Origin of the sequence: Stenotrophomonas sp. S41 (genome assembly GCF_016624625.1) — a bacterium.
Lineage (GTDB): Bacteria > Pseudomonadota > Gammaproteobacteria > Xanthomonadales > Xanthomonadaceae > Stenotrophomonas.
Genome location: NZ_JACVTV010000014.1, coordinates 24197 through 46500, shown reverse-complemented (window position 1 = coordinate 46500; position 22304 = coordinate 24197). Strand labels below are relative to the sequence as shown.

At 68.5% G+C, this 22304-nt stretch carries 24 protein-coding genes; 12 read left to right on the top strand and 12 right to left on the bottom strand.

Going from position 1 to position 22304, the window contains the following annotated elements; genetic code table 11:
- Positions 1-59 precede the first annotated feature (59 nt).
- Genes IAE56_RS05280 through coaBC form a run of 3 tightly spaced genes read right to left on the bottom strand, consistent with a single transcriptional unit; the run spans position 60 to position 4180 of the window.
- Positions 60-2417: a phosphomannomutase/phosphoglucomutase gene (locus IAE56_RS05280; RefSeq protein WP_200751747.1), complete on the bottom strand. Its 2358-nt coding sequence runs from the start codon at positions 2415-2417 to the stop codon at positions 60-62.
- 12 nt (positions 2418-2429) lie between these two features.
- Entirely contained in the window at positions 2430-2918 is a 489-nt protein-coding gene (gene dut, locus IAE56_RS05275; RefSeq protein WP_079224983.1) for a dUTP diphosphatase, read from the bottom strand.
- Positions 2915-4180 (bottom strand): bifunctional phosphopantothenoylcysteine decarboxylase/phosphopantothenate--cysteine ligase CoaBC, encoded by a 1266-nt coding sequence (gene coaBC, locus IAE56_RS05270; protein WP_200751746.1) that lies wholly within the window; start codon positions 4178-4180, stop codon positions 2915-2917. The genes dut and coaBC overlap by 4 nt, the downstream gene beginning before the upstream one ends.
- A 228-nt stretch (positions 4181-4408) precedes the next feature.
- On the opposite strand from coaBC, the gene IAE56_RS05265 reads away from it, so the two are divergent.
- The gene (locus IAE56_RS05265) at positions 4409-5035 is read left to right on the top strand and encodes a response regulator transcription factor (RefSeq protein ID WP_200751745.1); all 627 of its coding nucleotides are present in this window, start codon (positions 4409-4411) and stop codon (positions 5033-5035) included.
- A gap of 11 nt (positions 5036-5046) precedes the next feature.
- Here the strand turns inward: IAE56_RS05265 and IAE56_RS05260 are convergent, their stop codons facing one another.
- On the bottom strand, positions 5047-6102 hold the full coding sequence (locus tag IAE56_RS05260; protein ID WP_200751744.1) for a hypothetical protein: 1056 nt from the start codon (positions 6100-6102) through the stop codon (positions 5047-5049).
- A gap of 150 nt (positions 6103-6252) precedes the next feature.
- Here IAE56_RS05260 and radC point away from each other — a divergent pair, with 150 nt between their 5' ends.
- The 3 genes from radC (at position 6253) to IAE56_RS05245 (ending at position 9686) form a co-directional block, all read left to right on the top strand.
- Complete coding sequence (gene radC / locus IAE56_RS05255) at positions 6253-6957, top strand: DNA repair protein RadC (protein WP_200751743.1); 705 nt, start codon at positions 6253-6255, stop codon at positions 6955-6957.
- A gap of 128 nt (positions 6958-7085) precedes the next feature.
- Positions 7086-8774: an arginine--tRNA ligase gene (gene argS, locus IAE56_RS05250; protein ID WP_079224978.1), complete on the top strand. Its 1689-nt coding sequence runs from the start codon at positions 7086-7088 to the stop codon at positions 8772-8774.
- A 21-nt stretch (positions 8775-8795) separates the two neighbouring features.
- Positions 8796-9686 carry an SPOR domain-containing protein gene (locus IAE56_RS05245; protein WP_108767470.1) on the top strand — a complete coding sequence of 297 codons (891 nt, stop codon included), beginning with the start codon at positions 8796-8798 and terminating at the stop codon, positions 9684-9686.
- A gap of 132 nt (positions 9687-9818) precedes the next feature.
- Here the strand turns inward: IAE56_RS05245 and IAE56_RS05240 are convergent, their stop codons facing one another.
- The gene (locus IAE56_RS05240) at positions 9819-10571 is read right to left on the bottom strand and encodes an SDR family NAD(P)-dependent oxidoreductase (RefSeq protein ID WP_108767469.1); all 753 of its coding nucleotides are present in this window, start codon (positions 10569-10571) and stop codon (positions 9819-9821) included.
- A gap of 161 nt (positions 10572-10732) precedes the next feature.
- Positions 10733-11221 carry a hypothetical protein gene (locus tag IAE56_RS05235; RefSeq protein ID WP_200751742.1) on the bottom strand — a complete coding sequence of 163 codons (489 nt, stop codon included), beginning with the start codon at positions 11219-11221 and terminating at the stop codon, positions 10733-10735.
- Between the two features lie 84 nt (positions 11222-11305).
- Between IAE56_RS05235 and IAE56_RS05230 the strand changes: the two genes are divergently transcribed.
- Positions 11306-11773, top strand: coding sequence for a DUF1456 family protein (locus tag IAE56_RS05230; protein WP_200751741.1), 468 nt, complete (start codon positions 11306-11308; stop codon positions 11771-11773).
- Here the strand turns inward: IAE56_RS05230 and IAE56_RS05225 are convergent.
- Complete coding sequence (locus IAE56_RS05225) at positions 11742-12629, bottom strand: LysR family transcriptional regulator (protein WP_200751740.1); 888 nt, start codon at positions 12627-12629, stop codon at positions 11742-11744. The genes IAE56_RS05230 and IAE56_RS05225 overlap by 32 nt on opposite strands.
- A gap of 112 nt (positions 12630-12741) precedes the next feature.
- On the opposite strand from IAE56_RS05225, the gene IAE56_RS05220 reads away from it, so the two are divergent.
- Complete coding sequence (locus IAE56_RS05220) at positions 12742-13935, top strand: MFS transporter (protein WP_200751739.1); 1194 nt, start codon at positions 12742-12744, stop codon at positions 13933-13935.
- Here the strand turns inward: IAE56_RS05220 and IAE56_RS05215 are convergent.
- Positions 13932-14630, bottom strand: a complete 699-nt coding sequence (locus tag IAE56_RS05215; protein WP_325167165.1) for a TorF family putative porin — start codon at positions 14628-14630, stop codon at positions 13932-13934. The two genes, IAE56_RS05220 and IAE56_RS05215, sit on opposite strands and share 4 nt — an antisense overlap.
- A 187-nt stretch (positions 14631-14817) precedes the next feature.
- Between IAE56_RS05215 and IAE56_RS05210 the strand changes: the two genes are divergently transcribed.
- Positions 14818-15207 carry a DUF6165 family protein gene (locus IAE56_RS05210; RefSeq protein ID WP_079224964.1) on the top strand — a complete coding sequence of 130 codons (390 nt, stop codon included), beginning with the start codon at positions 14818-14820 and terminating at the stop codon, positions 15205-15207.
- Between the two features lie 9 nt (positions 15208-15216).
- On the opposite strand, the gene IAE56_RS05205 is transcribed toward IAE56_RS05210, so the two are convergent.
- Together IAE56_RS05205 and IAE56_RS05200 are read right to left on the bottom strand one after the other, a co-directional pair.
- The gene (locus IAE56_RS05205) at positions 15217-15894 is read right to left on the bottom strand and encodes a response regulator transcription factor (protein ID WP_200751738.1); all 678 of its coding nucleotides are present in this window, start codon (positions 15892-15894) and stop codon (positions 15217-15219) included.
- Between the two features lie 190 nt (positions 15895-16084).
- A complete protein-coding gene (locus IAE56_RS05200) occupies positions 16085-16657 on the bottom strand; it encodes an Ax21 family protein (RefSeq protein ID WP_200751737.1) in 573 nt (190 codons plus the stop codon).
- Positions 16658-16942: 285 nt separating this feature from the next.
- Between IAE56_RS05200 and IAE56_RS05195 the strand changes: the two genes are divergently transcribed.
- Complete coding sequence (locus IAE56_RS05195; RefSeq protein WP_200751736.1) at positions 16943-17302, top strand: DUF1428 domain-containing protein; 360 nt, start codon at positions 16943-16945, stop codon at positions 17300-17302.
- A 30-nt stretch (positions 17303-17332) separates the two neighbouring features.
- On the opposite strand, the gene IAE56_RS05190 is transcribed toward IAE56_RS05195, so the two are convergent.
- Positions 17333-18019: a hypothetical protein gene (locus IAE56_RS05190; protein WP_200751735.1), complete on the bottom strand. Its 687-nt coding sequence runs from the start codon at positions 18017-18019 to the stop codon at positions 17333-17335.
- A gap of 106 nt (positions 18020-18125) precedes the next feature.
- A complete protein-coding gene (locus tag IAE56_RS05185) occupies positions 18126-19028 on the bottom strand; it encodes a histone (RefSeq protein WP_200751734.1) in 903 nt (300 codons plus the stop codon).
- Positions 19029-19475: 447 nt separating this feature from the next.
- Between IAE56_RS05185 and IAE56_RS05180 the strand changes: the two genes are divergently transcribed.
- The 4 genes from IAE56_RS05180 to IAE56_RS05165 all read left to right on the top strand — a co-directional run bounded on the left by IAE56_RS05180 (position 19476) and on the right by IAE56_RS05165 (position 22295).
- A complete protein-coding gene (locus IAE56_RS05180; protein WP_108767458.1) occupies positions 19476-20909 on the top strand; it encodes a Do family serine endopeptidase in 1434 nt (477 codons plus the stop codon).
- A gap of 101 nt (positions 20910-21010) precedes the next feature.
- On the top strand, positions 21011-21373 hold the full coding sequence (locus IAE56_RS05175; RefSeq protein ID WP_108767457.1) for a hypothetical protein: 363 nt from the start codon (positions 21011-21013) through the stop codon (positions 21371-21373).
- 8 nt (positions 21374-21381) lie between these two features.
- A complete protein-coding gene (locus IAE56_RS05170; protein ID WP_164074170.1) occupies positions 21382-21852 on the top strand; it encodes a phage holin family protein in 471 nt (156 codons plus the stop codon).
- Positions 21849-22295, top strand: a complete 447-nt coding sequence (locus IAE56_RS05165; protein ID WP_200751733.1) for a protein sip-5 — start codon at positions 21849-21851, stop codon at positions 22293-22295. The genes IAE56_RS05170 and IAE56_RS05165 overlap by 4 nt, the downstream gene beginning before the upstream one ends.
- Positions 22296-22304: the final 9 nt, after the last annotated feature.

Below are 22304 nucleotides of genomic sequence, written 5' to 3'. Positions count from 1 at the left end.
CGCCCCCCCCCCCCCCGCGCCCGGGGGGGCGGGGCCCCCCCGGCCCCCACCACGATCGATCAGAAGCCCAGCGCGGTGTCGCCCAGCAGGCCCTGCAGCTGGCTGCGGAACAGCGCCTGGATGCGCTGCAGTGCAGCCTCGTCGTTGCCTTCGAAACGCAGCACCAGCACCGGGGTGGTGTTGGAGGCACGCACCAGGCCCCATCCGTCGGGATAGTCCACGCGCAGGCCATCGATGGTCGACAGGCGACCGCCGGCATACGGGTTGTCCTCGGACTGCGCCGCGGCCACCAGCATCGCCACCAGCGCATGCGGCGTCCCGGACGCCACCGGCACCTTCAGTTCCGGCGTGGACACCATGTCCGGCAGCTCCTCCAGCACCTCGTGCGGGGTCTCTTCGCGCTGGGCGAGGATTTCCAGCAGGCGGGCGGCGGCGTACAGGCCGTCATCGAAACCGAACCAGCGCTCCTTGAAGAAGAAGTGGCCGCTCATCTCGCCAGCCAGTTCGGCATCGGTCTCGCGCATCTTCGCCTTCATCAGCGAATGCCCGGTCTTCCACATCAGCGGGCTGCCACCGTTGCGCAGCACGTGGTCGGAGAGCTTGCCGGTGCACTTCACGTCGTAGATCACCATCGCGCCGGGGTTGCGCATCAGCACGTCGGCAGCGAACAGCATCAGCAGCCGGTCGGCATAGATGATCCTGCCTTCGCCGGTGACCACGCCCAGGCGGTCGCCATCGCCATCGAAGGCCACGCCGAGGTCGGCGCCGAAGCGCTTGACCGTCTGCACCAGGTCTTCGAGGTTGGCCGGTTCGCTGGGATCGGGGTGATGGTTGGGGAAGGTGCCGTCGACATCGCAGTACAGCGGGATGACCTCGGCGCCGATGGCTTCCAGCAGCTGCGGCGCGAACGCACCGGCCACGCCGTTGCCGGCGTCGGCCACCACCTTCAGCGGGCGGTCCAGCTGCACGTCGTCGGCGATGCGCTGGATGTAGTCGGCGGCGACCTCGCGCTGCTGGTAGTCGCCCGGCTCGGCGGCCTGGGCCAGGCGGCCTTCGCTGATGCGCTGGTACAGATCGGTGATCGCATCGCCGGACAGCGTTTCGCCGCCGATGACCACCTTGAAGCCGTTGTATTCGGGCGGGTTGTGGCTGCCGGTCACCGCCACGCAGGTGCCGGTGCGCAGGTGGAAGGCAGCGAAATAGACCAGCGGCGTCGGCGCCAGGCCGATGTCGATGACCGCACAGCCGGCGCGGCGCAGGCCTTCGGCCAGGCTGGCCGACAGCTCCGGCCCGGACAGGCGGCCGTCGCGGCCGATCACCACCTCGCGCAGCCCCTGCTCGAGGGCGACGGTGCCGATGGCCTGGCCGATCAGCGCGGCGTTGCGCGCGTTCAACTCGGTGCCCACCACGCCGCGGATGTCGTAGGCGCGGAAGATGTCGGCCGGCAGGTCCACCGGCGGCGGCGGCGGTACCGCGGGCGGCCCGCCGGCGGTGGCGTCGGCCGCATCGGTGGCCGGCACGACCGGCGTGGCCATCTGCAGGCTTTCGCGCAGGGTCGGGCCCTGGTCGGCCTCGACCGCGGCGCCCCGACGGATCGGCATCGGCAGCGACTTCGGCAGGCGGCCACGTCCCACCACCAGCAGCACGGCGATGAAGGCCAGCAGCAGCGCCACGATGGCACTGGGCAGGGCGCCCAGGCCCAGCGGGCCCGGTTCGATGTTCGGTACGCTGGCGGTCAGGCGCAGCGGGGTGCCCTTGATCGGCCGCGCCATCGCTTCGGCGCTGTCGGCCAGGCGGGCATCACCGTGCGCGACGATGTCGTGCGCGCCCTGGCGCAGGGACAGGAAGCCACTGGACGGCGCGCGCACCTGGTCCAGCGGGCCGGTCAGGCGCAGCAGGGGCTGCCGCACATAGACGACGGCCGGACCCAGCGCGCCCAGCTGCACCGGCGCCGCCAGGCCGAGGCGGTTGCCCCCGCCATCGCGGACCACGCGCAGCCCCGGCTTGCCGTCGGCCAGCACCGATTCCAGCAGCGCCAGGCGGGCGTAACCGAAGGTCGCGCCATCGGCGTAGGCATCGGCCAGTCCGGCCGTCAGCACGTCCACCTGCTCGACCCCGGACCAGCTTTCACGCAGGGCCTGCGCGGCCCCGGCGGCGTCGCCGGCCTGCAGCGACTGCTGCACGCGATCGCCCTTGAGGTGCTGCTGCAGCTGCTGCAGCTGGCCGGTTGCGGCCTGCTGCACGCCCTGCACCGCCTCGTCGCGGGCCTGCGCCAGGGTGTCCCCGTTGGCCTGCTGCCGCCACTGCTGCACGGCGCTCCAGCCGAACCAGCCGGCCAGCAGCAACAGCGCCCCCCCCAGCAACAGCGCATTGCGCCCCATTGACTGCTTCTGCTGTCCTTCCCCGCTGCCGCTCATCAGTCTCCCCCGTCAACGCACCCCGGTATGGCCGAATCCACCCGTTCCCCGCACGCTGTCGGTGAAAGTATCCACCACCTGCAGGCTGACACGGGCAATCGGTACGACAACCAGCTGGGCGATGCGGTCGCCCGGCTCGATGGTGAAGGCTTCGCGGCCGCGATTCCAGACGCTGATCAGCAGCGGGCCCTGGTAATCGGCATCGATCAGGCCGGTGCCGTTGCCCAGCACGATGCCATGGCGGTGGCCCAGGCCCGAGCGCGGCAGGATCACCGCGCACAGGTTCGGGTCGCCGATGTGGATGGCCAGGCCGCTGGGAACCAGCGCGGTATCGCCCGGCTGCAGGGTCAGCGCCGTTTCCAGCGCCGCGCGCAGGTCCATGCCCGCGCTGGCTTCGGTGGCATAGGCCGGCAGCGGCCAGCTGTCGCCGAAGCGCGGGTCGAGCAGCTTCACCTGCAAGGCCTGCAGAGGGGCCACCGGAGTGGATGTTGCCTGGGTCATGCCTGAAGCCTCCGCGCGATCAGCGCCAGCAGTTGTTCGGCCAGCTCGCGCTTGGAAGTAGCCGGGAATACCTGTTCGCCGTCCTGCCAGAAGGCCGTGGCGGCATTGTTGTCGCTCTCGAAACCGCCGCCGCTGATGCCCACCTGGTTGGCGATCACCAGGTCCAGGCGCTTGTCGATCAGCTTGCCACGCGCGTATTTCTCCACGTCGTGGGTTTCGGCGGCAAAGCCGACCACCAGCTTCAGCGACTGGGTCTGTGCGGCGACCTCGGCCAGGATGTCCGGCGTGCGCACCAGCTCGATCACCAGCGACTGGCTGTCGGCGGTCTTCTTCAGCTTCTGCGCGGCCACCTGGCGCGGAGTGTAGTCGGACACGGCGGCGGCGCCGATATAGATGTCGGCCGGCAGCGCCTTCAGCACGGCATCGCGCATCTGCGCGGCCGAACGTACGTCCACGCGGTGCACGCCGGGCGGCGTCGGCAGCTGCACCGGGCCACTGACCAGCACCACCTCGGCGCCGAGGGCGGCGGCGGCACCGGCCAGAGCGAAGCCCATCTTGCCGCTGCTGCGGTTGCCGACGTAGCGCACCGGGTCGATGTCTTCATAGGTCGGGCCGGCGCTGATCAGCAGGCGCAGGCCCTGCAGCGCGCGGGTTTCCGGCGTGGCGGCGGCAGCCGGGACACGGCCACCCAGGCCGGCCAGCGCGGCGACGATGTCGCCCGGCTCGGCCAGCCGGCCGGGACCGGATTCGCCCTCGGCCAGCGGCCCGTCGACCGGGCCGATGACCTGAGCGCCACGCTGGCGCAGCAGGCTGATGTTGGCCTGGGTGGCCGGGTGCAGCCACATGCGGTGGTTCATCGCCGGGCACACGGTGAGCGGCGCGGTGCTGGCCAGGCACAGGGTGCTGACCAGGTCATCGGCGTGGCCCTGGGCCAGGCGCGCCAGCAGATCGGCGGTACCCGGCGCGACCACGATGCGGTCGGCCCAGCGCGCCAGTTCGATGTGGCCCATGGCCTGTTCGGCGGCGCTGTCCCACAGGGTCGTGCGGGTGGGCTGGCCGGACAGGGCCTGGAAGCTGAGGGGGGTGACGAACTGCTGGGCTCCGGCGGTCATCGCCACCTGGACCAGCGCGCCGGCATCACGCAGGCGGCGGACCAGTTCCAGTGCCTTGTAGGCCGCGATTCCGCCGCCGACGCACAACAGCAGTTTCTGGCCTTCCAGCGCGCGGGCCGGCGCGGGGAGGGCGTTGGGAGAATCAGCCACCTGGAAATCCTGTGCAAACGAGGGCGCTAGCTTACCCGATGGCCGGTAACGTCCCGGTACACAGCGCACATAGCGCGCAGCTATCAGCAGATGGAACTCCGGCTACATCGTTTTCCGGGTTGTCCCCCCTTCGATTCGGAACTTTCCTATACCTCAGCCGGCCGCCGCTTCCTCAGAATCACGGTTGGCCCCCTCGGGTGCGCCATCTGGTTTTCCGAGGAGTGCACCGTGCATCCGCGCATCATCATCGCCGACGACCATCCGGTCGTACTGCACGGCATCCGCATCGTGCTCGAACGCCACCGCATGTGCGTGGCCGGCGCGGCTGCCGACGGCGCCGGCCTGCTGGACCTGGTCGCGCAGCAGCCCTGCCACGCAGTCCTGACCGACCTTTCCATGCCCGGCACCGGGCCCGATGGCCCCGAGCTGCTGGAGGCGCTGCGCCAGCAGCACCCCGCGTTGCCGGTGGTGGTGCTGACCGGCGCGCGCCACCCGGGGCTGCTGGATGGGCTGCTGCGCGATGGCGTGCAGGGGCTGGTGGACAAGAGCGCCGACTTCGCCGAACTGCCCCAGGCCCTGCGCGCAGTGATGGCCGGCAAGGTGTTCGTCTCCCACCAGCTGCGGCGCCTGCTGCAGTCGCGCGATCTGCTGTTCCCGAGACCGCAGGCGACGCTTTCGGCCCGGGAACAGCAGGTCGTGCAGCTGCTGGGCGAGGGCCTGAACGTCAATGCCATCGCCGAGCACGTCGGCCGCAGCGCCAAGACCATCAGCCGGCAGAAGGCCGAGGCCATGCGCAAGCTGGGCCTGGACAACAACCAGGAGTTGTACGACTACCTGCAGGCCCAGCGCGGCTGAGGGATCGGGACTCAACGGGCCGAGGCAGCGCGCCCAGGAGCGGCAAGGGCAAGGTCTGCCAGGGGCACCTCCGACCTTACCCGCCAGGGAACCCGCTCTTCACCGCCGTTGCGGTACGCGACGCCCACCAATACGCGGCCGTCCGGGCTGACCAGGGAGCCCTCCCAGCGGGTATCTGCAGGAAGCTCCACGGAGAGTGCCCGCAGCCAGTCCTGCAGACGACACACGCCATTGCTGCGCGTCCAGATCAGTGCCTGGCTCGAAAACGGTTCGGTTCCCAGCAGGATTCCGCCCTGCAGATCCATCCACACGATCGACATTGGCTCGGCGCGATTGATCCCTGCGGCCTGAAGCGACTGCTCCAAAGCGATCTCACCGATCTGGAGCGTGTCATCCGGCACGGGAGCAAGCGAGGAAGGATCGATTTCATCGTTTCGCCACCGTATCCGCATGGGCACCGCAGGATCGCCGGGTTCAGGCCCGTCGACAAAGAAAATGCCATGAACAACAGCCGGATCCACGTCGAAATGGGTAGGCCGCGTACCGTCGGCTCCTTCAGGCGCCGGAAGAATGCGAAACCCTTCCGCCTCGCTCCACAGGTACGGGCGCTCGTCATCCGGTGAGTGATAGAGGTGCTCCGCCCCACCAATCACTGTCCCATCAGCGTTCATGTCCCTGCCTTGGTGGGATTGACCGATCGGGGTAACCGCAACCAGTGCGCCATCAGGCAGCCAGCGGTGAACCTGCATCGCGGTCGAGATCCGGGTCTCCACCAGGATGATCTGACCGTCCCTGCTGATTGCCCAGGCCGAACTGTCTTCCGCTTCGTTCCGCGGTGCCAGCCAACGGTCGCCTTCCTGGCTGGACCATCGGAATGCCTGCGAGAAGCAGCATCCGCGGCGGCCAGTCCCCGCCAGTACGGCGCCATCGAAGCTTGCCGCCATGATGGCAACGTCGCCGCTGGCCAATGAGGGCAGTTCCTCGTACGTTGCAGCAGCGCCGCCTGCCCCGGCCGGACAAGGCAGCATCGAGGTTGAAAGGATGAGGGTCAGGAAAAGTTGCTTCATCAGGCCTCCTGGGCACACCAGTGAAGTCTAGGAACGGCGGCCGGTGGATCCATGAAATTTGTTGCAGATCGGCCTGTCAGGCATCGACTGACCCCTCTCATCCCGGTTTCCTGATTCCGCTGGTGGGGCCAAGCGTCCAAGCTTGAGGCCATGCCCATCCACGACTGGCCACCCGAGGAACGTCCCCGCGAGAAACTGCTGACGCGCGGGCCCACCGCCCTGTCCGATGCCGAACTGCTGGCCCTGTTCCTGGGCTCCGGCTTCGGCGGCCGCGATGCGGTGCAGACCGCGCGCGACCTGCTCGGCAGCCACGGTCCGCTGCGGGTGCTGCTGGACCGCCCCGCCGCCAAGCTGGCCCGCCTGCCCGGGTTGGGGCCGGCACGCAGCTGCACGCTGGTGGCCGGCCTGGAGCTGGCCCACCGCTATCTGGCTGCCGAACTGACCCACGGCGAGAGCGTGGGCGACAACCCGCTGGCGGTCGGCCGCTACCTGCAGCACCGGCTGCGCGGCCAGGCGCGCGAACTGTTCCTGGTGCTGTTCCTGGACAACCGGCACCGCCTGATCGCCTGCGAAGAACTGTTCGCCGGCACCATCAACACCGCCCCGGTCTACCCCCGCGAGGTGGTGCGGCGGGCCCTGCTGCACAACGCGGCGGCGGTGATCCTCAGCCACAACCACCCCTCGGGCGACCCCGAGCCGTCCGGGGCCGATGCGCGGATCACCGAGGAGCTGCAGCAGGCCCTGGCCCTGGTCGACATCCGCCTGCTGGACCACTTCATCATTGGCGAGGGGCGGCCGGTTTCATTTGCTGAACGCGGCCTGCTGCCGCAGCACCAGCCGCGGCTGTTCGGCTGAGCCCGCTGGCCCCACACGCGCGGCCGCCGGCGGTCGCGCGTCTTCACATGGGCAGGCCCCGGTCAGCGTACGCGCCGACATCTGCGCTAAAATGGGCGATTCCGCCGCTCATTCTCACAGCAGGCCTCGTGAAAAATCTCCTCCGCGCCCTGATCAGCCAAGGCATCGAAGCCTTGCGCGCCAATGGCACCCTGCCCGCCGACTCCCTGCCGCCGGACTTCGTGGTCGAGCGCCCGAAGACCCGCGACCACGGCGACTTCGCCACCAATGCCGCCATGCTGCTGGCCAAGGCCGCGCGCAGCAACCCGCGCGCACTGGCCCAGGCGCTGGTTGAAGCGCTGCCGCGCAGCGAGGACGTCAGCAAGGTCGAGATCGCCGGCCCTGGCTTCATCAACTTCCACCTGGCCCCGGCCGCGTACCAGCGCGAAGCCGCCTCGGTCATCAAGGAAGCCCACGACTACGGCCGCAACCTGTCCGGCAATGGCCGCACGGTGGGCGTGGAGTACGTGTCGGCCAACCCGACCGGTCCGCTGCATGTCGGCCATGGCCGCGCGGCGGCGATCGGCGACTGCGTGGCGCGCGTGCTCGATGCCAACGGCTGGAACGCCAAGCGCGAGTTCTACTACAACGATGCCGGCGTGCAGATCGAGAACCTGGCGCTGTCGGTGCAGGCGCGCATCAAGGGCATCGCCCCGGACCAGGACGGCTGGCCGGAAGGCGGCTACCGCGGTGAGTACATCGCCGACGTTGCCCGTGCCTACCTGGCCGGCGCCAGCGTCGACCTGGAAGGCACCATGGTGGTCGGCGCCAAGGATCCGGACGACATGACCGCGATCCGCCGCTTCGCCGTGGCCTACCTGCGCAACGAGCAGAACCTGGACCTGGCCGCGTTCGGCGTCGACTTCGACATCTACTTCCTGGAAAGCTCGCTGTATGCCGATGGCAAGGTGGCCGAAGCGGTCGCCAAGCTGCAGGCCTCGGGCCACACCTACGAGGAAGGCGGCGCACTGTGGCTGCGCAGCACCGACTTCGGTGACGACAAGGACCGCGTGATGCGCAAGTCCGACGGCACCTTCACCTACTTCGTGCCGGACGTGGCCTACCACCTGTCCAAGTGGCAGCGCGGCTACGAGCGCGCGATCACCGAGCTGGGCGCCGACCACCACGGTTCGCTGGCCCGCGTGCGCGCCGGCCTGCAGGCGATGGAAGTGGGCATCCCGCAGGGCTGGCCGGAATACGTGCTGCACCAGATGGTCACCGTCATGCGCGGCGGCGAGGAAGTGAAGCTGTCCAAGCGTGCGGGCAGCTACTTCACCCTGCGCGACCTGATCGAGGAAGCCGGCCGCGATGCCACCCGCTGGTTCCTGATCGCGCGCAAGCCCGATTCGCAGCTGACCTTCGACATCGACCTGGCCCGCCAGCAGAGCAACGACAACCCGGTGTTCTACGTGCAGTACGCGCACGCCCGCGTCTGCAGCCTGCTGCGCCAGGCGCAGGAGAAGGGCCTGGTGTACGACCAGGGCAACGGCCTGGGCAACCTCGGCCGCCTGGCCGACGACGCCTCGCTGCTGCTGATGAACGAAATCTCGCGGTACCCGGAAGTGGTCGAAGCGGCTGGCGTGGCGCTGGAACCGCATCTGGTGGCGCAGTACCTGCGTGAATTGGCGCACGCCTTCCACACGTGGTATCACGGGACGCCGGTGCTGGTGGACGACGCCACCGACCGCAATGCCAAGCTGACCCTGGCCTGCGCCGCGCGCCAGGTACTGGCCAATGGCCTCGACCTCCTGGGCGTCAGCGCCCCGGAAAAAATGTAAGTTTCAGGAGACGCAGTACACATGGCAGCACGACGCGGCAAAAGCCAGGCACGACGCAACAGCAGCAGCCAGGGCACACCCGGATGGGTGTGGCTGGTCGCTGGTGTGGCCATTGCCGCAGTGGTGTTCCTGGCGGCGCCGAACCTGTTCAAGGGCGAAGGCGATGGCTTCCTGCGCGCCGGTCCGCAGCCGAACCCGAACGCGCAGCCGGCCCCGGTTGCCGATGCCGACAGCGATGTCGGCAGCCAGCCGACGGAAGCACCGGCCACGCCGAAGCCCGCTGAACCGGCCAAGCCGGCGGCCACCCAGTACGACTTCTACACCCTGCTGCCGGGCAAGGAAGTCGAGATGTCCGACGCCGAACTGGCCGCCAGCACGCGTGCCGAGGAACTGCGCCGGGCCAAGGCCGAGGCGCAGCGCGCGCAGGCGGCCCTGGAAGGCAAGCCGGTTCCGGCGGCTGCTGCTGCAGCACCGGCAGCGACCACCAGCGTGGCCAGCACCACCCCGGCCACCAGCACGGCACGCCCGCTGCCAGCACCGCTGAGCGAACGCCCGGCGGCAGCCACGCCGTCGGCTTCGACGGCGGCACCGGCGGCCACCAGCACGGCGGCGACCACGCCGGCCGCGCGTGCGGAGGCTGCGCAGGCGGCTGCCGCGGCACCGGCCGCAGCGCCCGACAACACCCGCTACATCCTGCAGGCCGGCGCCTTCGGTGCTTCCGGCGATGCCGAGGCGACCAAGGCCAAGCTGGCGATGATGGGCCTGGCCGCGCGGGTGGAATCGGCGCAGATCAACGGCAAGACCGTGTACCGCGTGCGCATGGGGCCCTACGGCAGTGCCGGCGAGCTGTCCGAAGCCAAGCAGAAGCTGGATGGCACCGGGCTGCAGGCGATGGCGATCAAGGCGCAGTAAGTTGTTGCGGATGTGAATGAAAAAAGCCGGGCAATGCCCGGCTTTTTTGTGCTTCGTAGAGTCGAGCTTGCTCGACTGCCATTCGCAAGCCAGTCGAGCAAGCTCGACTCTACAAAAGCGATGCGACCCCGGTCAGCCTTCGCGGGCGACCTGGAAACCGGCGAACGACTGGCTCACCGGCATCAGTTCGAGGCGATTGATGTTCAGGTGCGGCGGCAGCGTGGCCACCCAGAAGATCTGCTCGGCGATGTCTTCGGCGGTCATCGGGTTGGCGCCGGTGTAGAGCTTGTCCGAGGCGGCCTGGTCGCCGTGGGTGCGGACCACGGTGAATTCGGTTTCGGCCATGCCCGGCTCGATCGTGGTCACGCGCACGCCGGTACCGTGCAGGTCCGAGCGCAGGCCCAGCGAGAACTGGCTGACGAAGGCCTTGGTGCCGCCATAGGCATTGCCGCCCGGGTACGGGTACACGCCAGCCACCGAGGAGATGTTGATGATCGCGCCCTTGCGCTCGACCAGCAGCGGCAGCAGGCGATGGGTCAGGGTCACCAGGGCGGTGATATTGGTGTCGATCATGGTGGTCCAGTCCGACAGCTTGGCGCTCTGCGCCGGCGCGGTGCCCTGGGCCAGGCCGGCGTTGTTCACCAGCAGGTCGATGTCACCGAAGGCCGGCGGCAGCGCCAGCAGCGCGGCTTCCATCGCCACCGGGTCGCGCACGTCGAACACGGCGGCGTGCACCACGTCCTTGCCATAGCGGTCGACCAGCGGCTGCAGGCGTTCGCCACGACGGCCGGTGGCGATCACTTTCCACCCGGCCTGGGCGAAGCGATGGACGGCGGCGGCGCCGAAGCCGGAGGTGGCGCCGGTAATCAGGACGGTGCGGGTCATGCAGACAACTCCGTGGGGAACCAGACCCCCCATTCTGGCACCGTCGGCCGGTGCCTGCGTTGCCCGATCAGGCCGCGATGGCCGGGCTGGGGGCCTTGCTGGGGTCAGAGCCCTTTGCCTGCGGCAAAGGGATCCGACCCCGGCGCGGGCCCCGGCAGGGTTCAGCGCAGGCGGAACACCCGTGCCTTGGGCAGGTCTTCGTCCACCTGCAGGAACCAGCGCCCGGCGATGCCCGGAATCACTTCGATCTGCGGCGCCTGCAGGGTCTTGCGCAGCTTCATCTGGCCCTTCATCACCTGCCACTGCTGGCCATTGTCGAGGGTGAAGACGGTGCCCGGCTCCCAGCCGGCGACATCGCCCACCACCCGAGCCGTGACCGGGCCTTCTTCCAGGCCCAGGTGCATGGCGGCCGGGGCCGGAACATTGGCGGGCACAGGTGCCGCCGGCTGGGCTGCCACGGCTGCCGGCGCCGGCGCCGCGCTTTCTGCCTCGCGCAGCACCCGGTTCAGTGCCTGCAGCTGTGCCGGGCTCAGCCCCACTTCGGCCAGCTGGGCCGCGTTGAGGCGCTGTTCGACCGGCACGAAGCGGTCTTGGGCGTCGGCGGCGAAGCTGCTGGCGACCAGCAGGGCGGACAGAAGGAACCGGCGCATCGGCGAAGTCTCAGCGGAAGTGCGCACACTTTGCTACGGCGGGATGACAGTCCGGTGACACGCACTGGGCCGGTACAATGGGCCATGATCAACAACGATGTACTGCGCAGCGTGCGCTACGCGCTGGACCTGGGCGACCACCACGTGGTGACCCTGTGCCAGATGGCCGACCCCGCCTTCGTGGTCGATAGCGGGCAGGTCAAGGCCTGGCTGCGGCGCGACGACGAGGCCGGCTTCGAAGCGATGAACGACGGCGCACTGGCGCACTTCCTGGATGGGCTGATCGTGCACCTGCGGGGTCGCGACGAAAGCCAGCCGCTGCGCGCGGTGGAAACCCGCATCGACAACAACCTGGTGCTGAAGAAGCTGCGCGTGGCCTTCCAGCTGCGCGACGTTGACCTGATGGAGATCTTCGCCAGCGTCGGCTTCAAGGTGTCCAAGTCCGAGCTCGGCGCGCTGTTCCGCCAGCCCGGCCACACCAATTACCGGCGCTGCCTGGACCAGATGCTGCGCAACTTCCTCAAGGGCCTGAGCCTGCGCGTGCGCGGCTGAGCACGGCCTCGACGAAGGCCCGCGCCGCCGGCGTGGGCAGGCGTTGCCAGGCCAGGTGCACGCGCCGGGTCGGGGTGGGCTGCAGCGGTATCCGCACCACCCCCTCGAAGCCCTGCGCGATCAGCACCGGCACGATGCCCACCGCCAGGCCATGGCGGACGAAGCGCTCGATCAGCTCCATCTGGTTGACCTCGAAACGCACCTGATGCGGCAGGCCCGCCGCGGCGAATGCATCGTCGGTCTGCCGGCGCGCGCCAGTGCCGCGCGCGAAATCCACCAGCGCCTCGTCCTGCAGCAGGGCCAGCGGCAACCGCGCCTGCCCGGCCAGCCGATGCGTCGGCGCCACCACCGCCACCAGATCCTCTTCCTGCAGCATCTGGTGGCAGACGCCATCCAGGCTGGCCGACGGTGCCAGCCCGACCAGGGCGACATCCAGTTCACGCGCCTGCACCTGCGCGATCAGGGTTTCACTCTTGTCCACGCGCAGCTGGAATTCCACCTGCGGGTAGGCCTGGCGGAAGGTGGCGAGGATGGCCACTACGTCGATGTCGGTGAGCGAGGAGATCTGCCCGATCGCCAGCGTGCCGCGCACCTCGCCGATCACCGCCGCCACGTCGGCGCGCAGGTGGCGCAGGCTGACCAGTACCTGCCGGGCATGCACCAGCAGCGCCTCGCCGGCCGGCGTGATCCGCACCTGCCGCGGCAGGCGTTCGAACAGCGGCGTGCCCAGTTCTGCTTCCAGGTGTGCGATCTGGTGGCTCAGCGCCGACTGCACCACATGGCAGCGCGCGGCGGCACGGGTGAAGTTGCCCTCCTCGGCCAGGGCCACGGCGAATTCAAGCTGCTTGAGGTTCATGCGGTCTGCCTCGGGCGTCCATCTGAATTTCAGATGCCAAGGATGATGATGATTCATTTCCATCATCACTGCAGCAGGAGGACACTGTGCTCCCCACGTTCTGGAATGCCCCGTGAGCCCGTCCCTCCCTCCCCTGCACCGCTGGCAGGTGCTGCTGATGTCGGTTGCCACCGGCGTGGCGGTGGCCAGCAATTACTACGCGCAGCCACTGCTGCACACCATCGCCGATGCCTTCGGTGTGCCGTTCGGCCAGATCGGGATGGTGGTGACCGCTGCCCAGCTGAGCTACGCCGCCGGCCTGATCCTGCTGGTGCCGCTGGGTGACCTGTTCGAACGCCGCCGCCTGATCGTGGTGATGAGCCTGCTCTCGGCCAGCGGGCTGGTCATCAGCGCGTGTGCGCCCTCGCTGGCCTGGCTGCTGGTGGGCACGGCCATCACCGGCCTGTTCTCGGTGGTGGCGCAGGTGCTGGTGCCGTTCGCCGCGACCCTGGCCGCGCCGGAGCATCGCGGCCGCGTGGTCGGCACGCTGATGAGCGGGCTGCTGCTGGGCATCCTGCTGGCACGCACCGTGGCCGGCCTGCTGTCCAGCCTGGGCGACTGGCGCCTGGTCTATGCCATCGCCGCCGCCGTGCTGGTGCTGACCGCACTGGCCCTGCAGCGCGGGCTGCCGCGCTTCCACCACACCGCCGGCCTGGGCTATTTCGCCCTGCTGCGGTCGATCGGCACCCTGTTCGTGCAGGAGCCGGTGCTGCGCCAGCGCACCCTGCTGGGCGCGTGCAGCTTCGCCATGTTCGCCATCTTCTGGACCCCGCTGGCCTTCCTGCTGGCACAGCCGCCGTACGAATACAGCGACGCCACCATCGGCCTGTTCGGCCTGGTTGGTGCCGCCGGCACCCTGGCGGCGGGGCTGGCCGGGCGCATGTCCGACCGTGGCCAGACCGGCCGCGCGACCGCCATCGCGCTGGTGATGCTGCTGCTGTCCTGGCTGCCGCTGGGCCTGTCGGCACATTCGCTGCTGGCCCTGCTGGTGGGCGTGGTGGTGCTGGACCTGGCCGCGCAGCTGCTGCACGTGAGCAACCAGAACCTGATCTATGCGCTGCAGCCGGCGGCACGCAACCGCCTCAACGCCGGCTACATGACCGGCTACTTCATCGGCGGTTCGCTGGGGTCGTTGCTGTCGGCGCAGGTCTACCAGCACTTCGGCTGGACCGGCGTGTGCGTGGCCGGCGCGGCGGTGGGCGTGTTGGCCCTGCTGCTGTGGCTGCCCGGCGCGTGGCGTGCACGCCAGGCAGCGGTGCCCAACTAGAAGCTGCCCTGCAGGGCCAGCTCCCAGCGCCCGCCGGCATTGCCGGGGAACAGCCGGCGCGCGGCATTGTCGGTGTCGTGCACGGTGGCACGCAGCTCCCACGCCGGCGCCAGCGTGGCGATGGCGCTGAGCTGGCCATGCAGGTAGTCCGGGCCCTGGGCGTCGGCCAGCCAGTAGTGGCCGACCGCCGCTTCCAGGCGGAAGCGTTCGTTCAAGGGCAGGCGTCCGCCGAGCTGCGCATAGGTGCCGCGATGGCCACCGGCCAGGGCATCGCTGGAATGGGCCAGCTGCAGCCACGCCCGCTGCTTCCAGCTGAGGGTGGCACCCAGTTCGGTCCAGTCCAGCGCGCGGCCGCTGCCCGGGTACAGGTAGCGGGTGACGTTGGCATCCAGGCTCCAGTCCTGCGCCACGGCACCGGACCAGCCGGCCACCAGATCGAATTCACTGCGCGCACCGATGTCCGGGGTGAACGATACGTTCGACCCCCACACGCTGGCATACAGGCCCGATGGCAGCGCCAGCTTCGCCCCGGCCTGCACCGCCGGGTCGCCACCGGTCTGCGAGCTGCCGCGCCACACGTAATCGCTGGTCACCGCCATGTTGCCGCTGGCCTGCACCTGCGCCTGCGCGCTGCCGATGCCGAGCAGGCCGGCCACCAGTGCGGCCACGGCCGCGCTCATCCCCTTGCTGTCCACTGCGTGGTATTCCTCGTCGAAGGCGGTCGTGCCGCCGGGACGGCAGTGTCGGCGCCGGGGCCGTAACGGATCGATGGCGCAGCGCCAGGGTTCGCGCAAATTCGACGTAAAGCACACGGGCCCGACGAAAGCGAAGGGGCTCGACGGTTGCCGGGGTATCATGGCGCCCTGTTAAAAGGAGCCCTGCGTGGACGCCATCCTGACCCCGGTATCGATCGGCGAGCTGATCGACAAGATCACCATCCTCGAGATCAAGGCCGAGCGCATCGACGATGCCGCCAAGCTGGCCAACGTACGCACCGAACTGGACGGCCTGCTGCCGTTGCTGCAGCAGCAGCTGCAGGCGCAGCCGGCGCTTGGCGCGCTGCGCACCCAGCTCAAGGCCATCAACGAACGCATGTGGGACATCCAGGACCAGCTGCGCGACAAGGAAGCAGCCCAGGTCTTCGATGATGCGTTCATCCAGCTGGCGCGCGGCGTCTACGGCACCAATGGCGAGCGCATCGTGGTGAAGAACGAGATCAACCGCGTGGCCGGCTCGGCGCTGGTGGAAGAGAAGCAGTACCAGGGCGAGTAAACCCCTGCGTCACCCGCACTCAAGCAGATGGCGGATGCGGAACAGCTCGCCATCGCTGTGGATGCCCAGCTTCTGGTAGGCGGCTTTCTTCTGCGTGCTGATGGTGCTCGCCGAGCGCTGGAAGCGGCGCGCCACTTCACCGGTGCTGCAGCCCTGCAGCACCAGCCGCAGGACTTCGCGTTCACGCCGGCTGAGCGGCGTCAGCGCCAGCGCCGGGGTGCGCCGCGTGCGCGAACGATTGAGCTGCGTGCGCAGTTCCGGCGGCACGAAGCGGCCACCGCGGGACACCGTATCCAGCGCGCGCAGCAGCATGTCCGGCGACGTCGCCTTGGACAGGAAGCCGCGCGCACCGGCCTGCATGGCCGTGGCCACCGTGCTGGCATTGCAGTGGGCCGACAGCACCAGTACCGGCAGGCGCGGCCAGCGCTGCGTCAGTTCGCGCAGCAGGGCCAGGCCATCGCCGAGGTCACCCAGCGGCAACGCATCGATCACCAGCAGATCCACCGCGTGCGGGTCCTGCTGCAGCAGTTCGAGCAGGGGCGCTTCGTCGGCGAAGCTGGCACAGACCTGCACGCCGCTGTGCTGGCTCAACAGCACTTCCAGGCCCAACCGCAGGACCGGGTGCGGATCCAGCAACGCCAACCGGCGCGGCCGATCGGGAAGCAGGGGAGAAAGCGCAGGTGGCATCTCGGCAAGCCCTGTTGGACAGGACTGTCATCCTGGGACTGCTCTGGCAGCAGCGGAATCCAATTTCTTGCAATGCAGCAAACGACATCCTGCGCAGTCACCCTGCGTTCCGGTTTGTCAGAACGCGACAGGCCCGGCAGTGCCGGGCCTGTTGTTCCACGTTCAGCGCGCGAACGCGCTGCGCTGCAGTTTACCAGCTGAAGCGCGGGCCGACGGTGTATTCCTTGTCGCCGTGGCGGTTCATCTTCAGCTCGCCGTTCAGGCCCCAATTCTGGTTCAGCTTGACCTGACCGCCCAGGCGGCCGTACCACTCGCCGTCCGGGTTGACGCCGTGCTTCTTCGAATAGTCTTCGTAACCGACCAGGCCGTAGACTTCGGCGTGCGGACCGAAGGCGGTGCGGATGCCGGCTTCAGCGCTGTAGCCGTTGAAGTCCAGACCGTGCTTCGGGTCGAACTTCTGGTAGGCGACGCGGGCGACGAAGTCGCTCGACGGGGCGATTTCGACGTTGTAGCCGGCACCGATCTTCCACTGGTCAACCTTCAGGTTGGTGTGGTCGATTTCCTGGCGGCTGTACTCACCGAAGGCATGGAAGTTCGGCAGGAAGCCGTAGGAGCCCTTGACGCCCCAACCGTCGGCCTTGACGCCATCAACGTCGGTCTTGGCGTAATCGGCTTCAGCGTAGTTGTAGGACAGGTTCTCGGCGGCCGAGGCAGTGAACGGCAGGGCAGCGGCCAGCGCCAGGGCAATCAGCGAATTCTTCATGGGGGACACCTTTACTTTCTTATGTTGTGCAGCAGCGCCAGGGCGCCATCGCATCGGGAATGTAAATTCTCCGTTATTCGCCACAACGCTCCCTGAAAACAACGACCTTCGCATTGCTGAATTTTTTGGCTTGATTCAGGCACTTTCAGGCATACGCGCGCGGTCGCGAACGCAGCTCTGGCGTGATCACCGCGTATTCACTGCACCGTTGTCGATTTCCCCCACGCCGGTTCGTCGGGTCATTGAAGGCCGTGCATGTGGCACGGCCCACCTCGGAGGCAAGCGATGAGTTACATCGATGGTTTCGTCCTGGCGGTGCCCACCGCCAACAAGGAAAAATTCCTCGCCCACGCGCGCAGCGGCGACGTGGTGTTCATCGAATACGGTGCCCTGCGCGTGGTCGAGTGCTGGGGCGATGACGTGCCGCACGGAAAGACCACCGACTTCTTCGGCGCGGTGAAGGCCACGGCGGATGAAACGGTGGTGTTCTCGTGGATCGAGTGGCCGGACAAGGCCACCCGCGATGCCGGCATGAAAAAGATGATGGAAGACCCGCGGCTGGACCCGGCGCAGAATCCGATGCCGTTCGACGGTGCGCGGATGATCTACGGCGGCTTCGTTCCGATCTACGAACTGACCGCCTGAGTACCGATGGCCCGGGCCGGGCGCGCGCGCTCAGCGCGCGTCCGTGTCCTCACTGCCCACTGCATGGCCGGCGCCCAGCGCGGCGCCGGCACCCAGGCCCAGGCCGCCCATGCCGCCGCCCATGCCCCCTCCACCGCCGCCGCGGCCGCCCTTGGCATCGCCGTCGTTGCGCGCTTTGCCGCTGCCACCTCCGCTGCCACCGGGCCGGGTCGGCCCCTGCGGCGGAATGCGCAGATCGCTTGGGATGGGTGCGAGGTCGAGGGCTTCGCGCACGAAGTCACGCAGCGACACCACCAGTTCGTGGGTGTGCACCGGTCGGCCCTGTGCCAGTTCTTCGGCCGCGCGCGCCGCCAGGCGCACCTGTTCGTCGGTGCCCAGCAGGAGGATGTCCGACAGGGCCGCTTCCACGGCATCGCGGATGCGCCGGGCGCGGTCCGAGCCGGGCTCGACGATGCCGTGTTCGGCTTCGCGCTGGCGCAGGTCACGGCGATGGGTGGGGTCCACGCCCAGCTCACCGGTGAACGAACCGCCCAGGGTCTTGTAGGCCGCCATCAGCGTGCGCAGGCGTTCGTTGATCTGCCGGTTCTCGCGCTCGCGGCGCTGCTGCAGGGTCTGCATCACCAGCAGGCGGATGCCCACGCCCAGCAGGGTGATGAGGACCAGGCCGGCCAGGGTGGAGAGCACGCCCTGCCAGGAACTGAAATCGATACCGCGCATGCCCGGGGCTCCAGCGGGAGGAACCTGCATCTTGCCGCAAAGCGTGCCCCTGAAATGCGAAAGGCCCTCCGCCCGGGGGGCGGAAGGGCCTTCTGTCACCGCGCGATTACTTGCGCTTGGCGACCTTGCGCACGGCCTTGGCCGGAGCCTTCTTGGCAGCGGCCTTCTTGGCGACGACCTTCTTGGCCGGTGCCTTCTTGGCGGCAACCTTCTTCGCGGCAACCTTCTTCAGCGGCGCAGCCTTCTTGGCGACGGCGACCTTCTTGCCGACAACCTTCTTGGCAGCAGCGGTCTTCTTGGTGGCAACCTTCTTGGTGGCTGCAACCTTCTTGCCGACGACCTTCTTGGCAGCGGCGGTCTTCTTGGTGGCGACCTTCTTGGTGGCGGCAACCTTCTTGCCGACAACCTTCTTCGCAGCCACGGCCTTCTTGCCGGCGACCTTCTTGGCAGCGACGGTCTTCTTGGCCACGGCCTTCTTGGCGGTGGCGACCTTCTTGCCGACAACCTTCTTGGCGGCCGCGGTCTTCTTGGCAACGGTCTTCTTGGCGACGGCAGCCTTCTTGGTGGCGGCCTTCTTCACGGTGGCGACCTTCTTGCCGGCAGCCTTGGTGGCGGCCTTGGTGGTCTTCTTGGCCGCAGCGGCCTTCTTGGTCACGGCCTTGCCGGCAGCAGCCTTCTTCTTGGCCACTTCCTTCTTCAGGGCAGCGGCTTCGGCCTTGGCGTTCTTCTTGGCTGCTTCCAGCTTCTGCTTCGCCTTGGCGACGGTCTTGCCGACCGACTTGGCAGCCTTGTCAGCCTTCTTGGCAACGGTCTTCTCGACCTTGGCCACAGCCTTCTTGGCCTTGGCAACGCGGGTACCGGCAGCCTTGGTGGCGCGCTTGACGGTCTTCTTGACCGACTTCACGGCGTCTTCGGCGGCGTGGGCGATGGTCTCGCCAACGTTGGCGGCGGTTTCTTTAACGTTCTCGACGGCGTCGGTCACGACCGACACACCATTACCGTTGCTCATGTTGCCCTCCTGGGGGCCTGGATTGTCAAAACGGGGCGATGCTATACCGACATTGTCCATCGTGGAACGGGGCGCACATATTCAATCGCACCGGATGCGACGAACCTGGTGTAGGCGAACACCAGCACCGGACCGAGCTGCATTCAGAAAACCCCTTTATTTAAGTGTTACGCGATGATCGGCGTGTGTTCGCAGCCCGCCTGCAGGCCACGGCGCATCGCAGACCAACAAGCTGCGTGCCAAGCGGCATCGCAACACCAGGATGCGCCGAACTGCGCAAGTATCGGAACGTGTCGGCACGCGGCGGAGGCACGCCTGCAGGATCGACATGCGCGTCGCGAGCCGGTGTTTTTTCATGGGCCATTTATCCGGACCGCGACACACTCATTCAGCTTGTTCTACCGTATAGCCCTACGGCCCCACTCCACTGCCTGCGAACCGACTCCCATGCGACCGCTTCCCACCCTGCTCACGCTCGCAATCGCTGCTGCCTTCGGCGGCTTCGTCGCCACCGGCATCAACGCCCACCTGGACAACCGCGCCGATGCGGCGCCGCTGCCGGCCGCGCTGCCGACCAGTGCCGCGTTGCCGGCGGCGGTGGCCGGGCAGGCCGTGCCGTCGCTGGCACCGATGCTGGAAAAGGCCATGCCGGCCGTGGTCAGCGTCAACACCAAGCAGGTGGTGCGGGTCCGCAATCCGTTCTTCAACGACCCGTTCTTCCGCCGCCTGTTCCCCGACGTGCCGCAGGAACGCATCAATGAATCGCTCGGTTCGGGCGTCATCATCGACGCCAGCGAAGGCCTGGTGCTGACCAACCACCACGTCATCGACAACGCCGACGACGTGCAGGTGACCCTGGCCGACGGGCGCACGGTGAAGGCCGAGTTCCTCGGCTCGGACCGCGATACCGACATCGCCCTGATCCGCATCCCGGCGCAGAACCTCACCGACATCAAGCTCGGCAACAGCGACCAACTGCGGGTGGGCGACTTCGTCGTGGCCATCGGCAACCCGTTCGGTTTCAGCCAGACGGTGACCTCGGGCATCGTCTCGGCGGTGGGCCGCACCGGCATCCGCGGGCTCGGCTACCAGAACTTCATCCAGACCGATGCGTCGATCAACCCGGGCAATTCCGGCGGCGCGCTGGTCAACCTGCAGGGCCAGCTGGTCGGCATCAACACCGCCAGCTTCAATCCGCAGGGCAGCATGGCCGGCAACATCGGCCTGGGCCTGGCCATCCCTTCCAACCTGGCGCGCAGCGTGGTCGACCAGCTGGTCAAGCATGGCGTGGTGGTGCGCGGCACGCTGGGCGTGGAAGCGCAGAACCTGAGTGCGCAGATCGCGCAGGGCCTGGGCCTGGGTGAAACGCGCGGTGCGCTGATCACCCGCGTGCTGGCCGGTTCGGCCGCCGCTGCCGCCGGGCTGAAGCCGGGCGACGTGGTGGTGTCGGCCAACGGCCAGCGCGTGGACAGCGCCGAAGCCCTGCACAACGTCGAAGGCCTGGCGGCGGTCGGCAGCGTGCTGGCGCTGGATGTGCGCCGCGAAGGCAAGGCGGTGCAGGTCAAGGCCACGCTGAAGGAACAGGCACGCTCGGTGACCGGCGACAGCCTGGACCCGCGCCTGACCGGCGCCACCTTCACCGACCTGCCCGAGTCGCTGCGCCAGTCCGGCGTGGGCGGCGTGCTGGTCAGCGAGGTCAAGCGCGGCAGCCGCGCGGCCAGCAACGGCCTGCAGCAGGGTGACATCATCAGCGAGGCCACGGTGGGCGAATTCGCCGACCTGGCCAGCTGGCGTGCCAACTTCCAGCAGCGCCCGGCCAACCTGGTGCTGCGCATCCTGCGCAACAATGGCCAGCAGCAGGGCCAGCTGGTGATGCGCTGATCGCCCCGCCGTAACACCCCCTATACCCGGCCGATGCTATTGCTGTACGCCCCATCGGCCGAACCCTTCGTTCGTCCCCCCATCGCAACAGGAGTGATTCGATGAGCCCCACCAATACCGAGAACCTGAAGGAACACCTGGGTGAAGCCGGTTCCCACCTGAAGCAGGCCGCCAGTGCTGCCGGCGGTGCGATCAAGGGCGCTTCCGGTGCTGCGACCGACGAACTGCGCATCGGCAAGGCCAACGTCAAGGCCGAACTGTCCGACAGCGCGCTGTCCGGCCTGGCCGCCGCCGAATTCGGTGGTGCCGCTGCCAAGGAACAGGTCGACGCACTGATGGACAAGGGCAAGGACCTGGTCGACAGCGCCGCCGAGCTGATCCGTGAGCGTCCGCTGGCGTCGTTCGGCGTGGCCTTCGCCGCCGGCTGGCTGATCGCCAAGCTGGCCAGCAGCAGCGACAAGTAAGCTGCGGCGTGAGCGAAGAGACCACGCAAGCACCCGATCCGGCGGCCACCCCGCCGCTGGACGAGAGCATCCGCCAAGTCGGCGCGGCCGGTAAGGCCGCCGCCGATTCGGCGAAGCATTCGCTGCGTTCGCTGCGGCGGTTGGCTTCGGCCGACTTCGCCCTGGCCCGCAGCGCATTCGGCCGCGCCCTGGCCTGGGCCGGGGTCGGCATCGTGTTCGGTGCCTCGGCCTGGCTGCTGATGGCCGCCACCCTCATCGCCCTGCTGCAGAGCTGGGGCCTGAGCTGGCTGCAGGCCCTGCTGATCACCTCGCTGCTCAGCCTGGCCGTCACCGGCTACGCCATCTGGCGGGTGTCCTACTTCTTCCACCACACCGGCATGCACGCCACGCGGCGCCAGTTGTCGAAGTTGGGCCTGTTCGACGAGCCCAGCGAAGACGACCCCGATGCCGAGGTGCAGATTCCGGAGGGCAAGCCATGAAGTTCGGCGCGCTGCAGCGGCGGGTGAAGCGCTGCGAACAGGTGATGGCCGTACGCATGGCCGAAACCGAGGACAACTGGACCGTGCTCAGCCAGGTCTGGCGGCAGGGCTGGTCGCCGCTGCGCATCATCACCGTCGGCCTGGCCGGCGGTTTCCTTGCCGGCAAGCTGGAAGTACCGGGCAAGGTCAACGGCGCACGCTGGCTGCAGATGATCGGTTCGGTATCCAACCTGTTTGCCAGCGGCCAGGCGGCATTTGCCGCCGCGATGGCCGCGCACGCGGCCGATACGGCGGATGAAGCTGCCGACCAGGCCGATGAAGCCGCCGAGCAGATGGCCCCGCAGGCCGCTGCCCGCCCGGCCCCGCGACCGGCAGCCGCCCCCGAACCGGAACTGCGCGAACCGCAGCCGGCCGAAGCGGCTACCGACGTCTCCGAACGTTGACTCGACACA

What these genes read in the sequence shown, in the direction of transcription:
- IAE56_RS05235 (WP_200751742.1), bottom strand. Translation starts at nt 11,221, where the DNA reads ATGCGCCGGTTCCTTCTGTCCGCCCTGCTGGTCGCCAGCAGCTTCGCC.
- IAE56_RS05245 (WP_108767470.1), top strand. Translation starts at nt 8,796, where the DNA reads ATGGCAGCACGACGCGGCAAAAGCCAGGCACGACGCAACAGCAGCAGC.
- IAE56_RS05185 (WP_200751734.1), bottom strand. Translation starts at nt 19,028, where the DNA reads ATGAGCAACGGTAATGGTGTGTCGGTCGTGACCGACGCCGTCGAGAAC.
- IAE56_RS05260 (WP_200751744.1), bottom strand. Translation starts at nt 6,102, where the DNA reads ATGAAGCAACTTTTCCTGACCCTCATCCTTTCAACCTCGATGCTGCCT.
- radC (WP_200751743.1), top strand. Translation starts at nt 6,253, where the DNA reads ATGCCCATCCACGACTGGCCACCCGAGGAACGTCCCCGCGAGAAACTG.
- IAE56_RS05280 (WP_200751747.1), bottom strand. Translation starts at nt 2,417, where the DNA reads ATGAGCGGCAGCGGGGAAGGACAGCAGAAGCAGTCAATGGGGCGCAAT.
- IAE56_RS05240 (WP_108767469.1), bottom strand. Translation starts at nt 10,571, where the DNA reads ATGACCCGCACCGTCCTGATTACCGGCGCCACCTCCGGCTTCGGCGCC.
- IAE56_RS05190 (WP_200751735.1), bottom strand. Translation starts at nt 18,019, where the DNA reads ATGCGCGGTATCGATTTCAGTTCCTGGCAGGGCGTGCTCTCCACCCTG.
- IAE56_RS05165 (WP_200751733.1), top strand. Translation starts at nt 21,849, where the DNA reads ATGAAGTTCGGCGCGCTGCAGCGGCGGGTGAAGCGCTGCGAACAGGTG.
- IAE56_RS05180 (WP_108767458.1), top strand. Translation starts at nt 19,476, where the DNA reads ATGCGACCGCTTCCCACCCTGCTCACGCTCGCAATCGCTGCTGCCTTC.
- IAE56_RS05195 (WP_200751736.1), top strand. Translation starts at nt 16,943, where the DNA reads ATGAGTTACATCGATGGTTTCGTCCTGGCGGTGCCCACCGCCAACAAG.
- IAE56_RS05230 (WP_200751741.1), top strand. Translation starts at nt 11,306, where the DNA reads ATGATCAACAACGATGTACTGCGCAGCGTGCGCTACGCGCTGGACCTG.
- IAE56_RS05225 (WP_200751740.1), bottom strand. Translation starts at nt 12,629, where the DNA reads ATGAACCTCAAGCAGCTTGAATTCGCCGTGGCCCTGGCCGAGGAGGGC.
- IAE56_RS05175 (WP_108767457.1), top strand. Translation starts at nt 21,011, where the DNA reads ATGAGCCCCACCAATACCGAGAACCTGAAGGAACACCTGGGTGAAGCC.
- IAE56_RS05200 (WP_200751737.1), bottom strand. Translation starts at nt 16,657, where the DNA reads ATGAAGAATTCGCTGATTGCCCTGGCGCTGGCCGCTGCCCTGCCGTTC.
- IAE56_RS05205 (WP_200751738.1), bottom strand. Translation starts at nt 15,894, where the DNA reads ATGCCACCTGCGCTTTCTCCCCTGCTTCCCGATCGGCCGCGCCGGTTG.
- dut (WP_079224983.1), bottom strand. Translation starts at nt 2,918, where the DNA reads ATGACCCAGGCAACATCCACTCCGGTGGCCCCTCTGCAGGCCTTGCAG.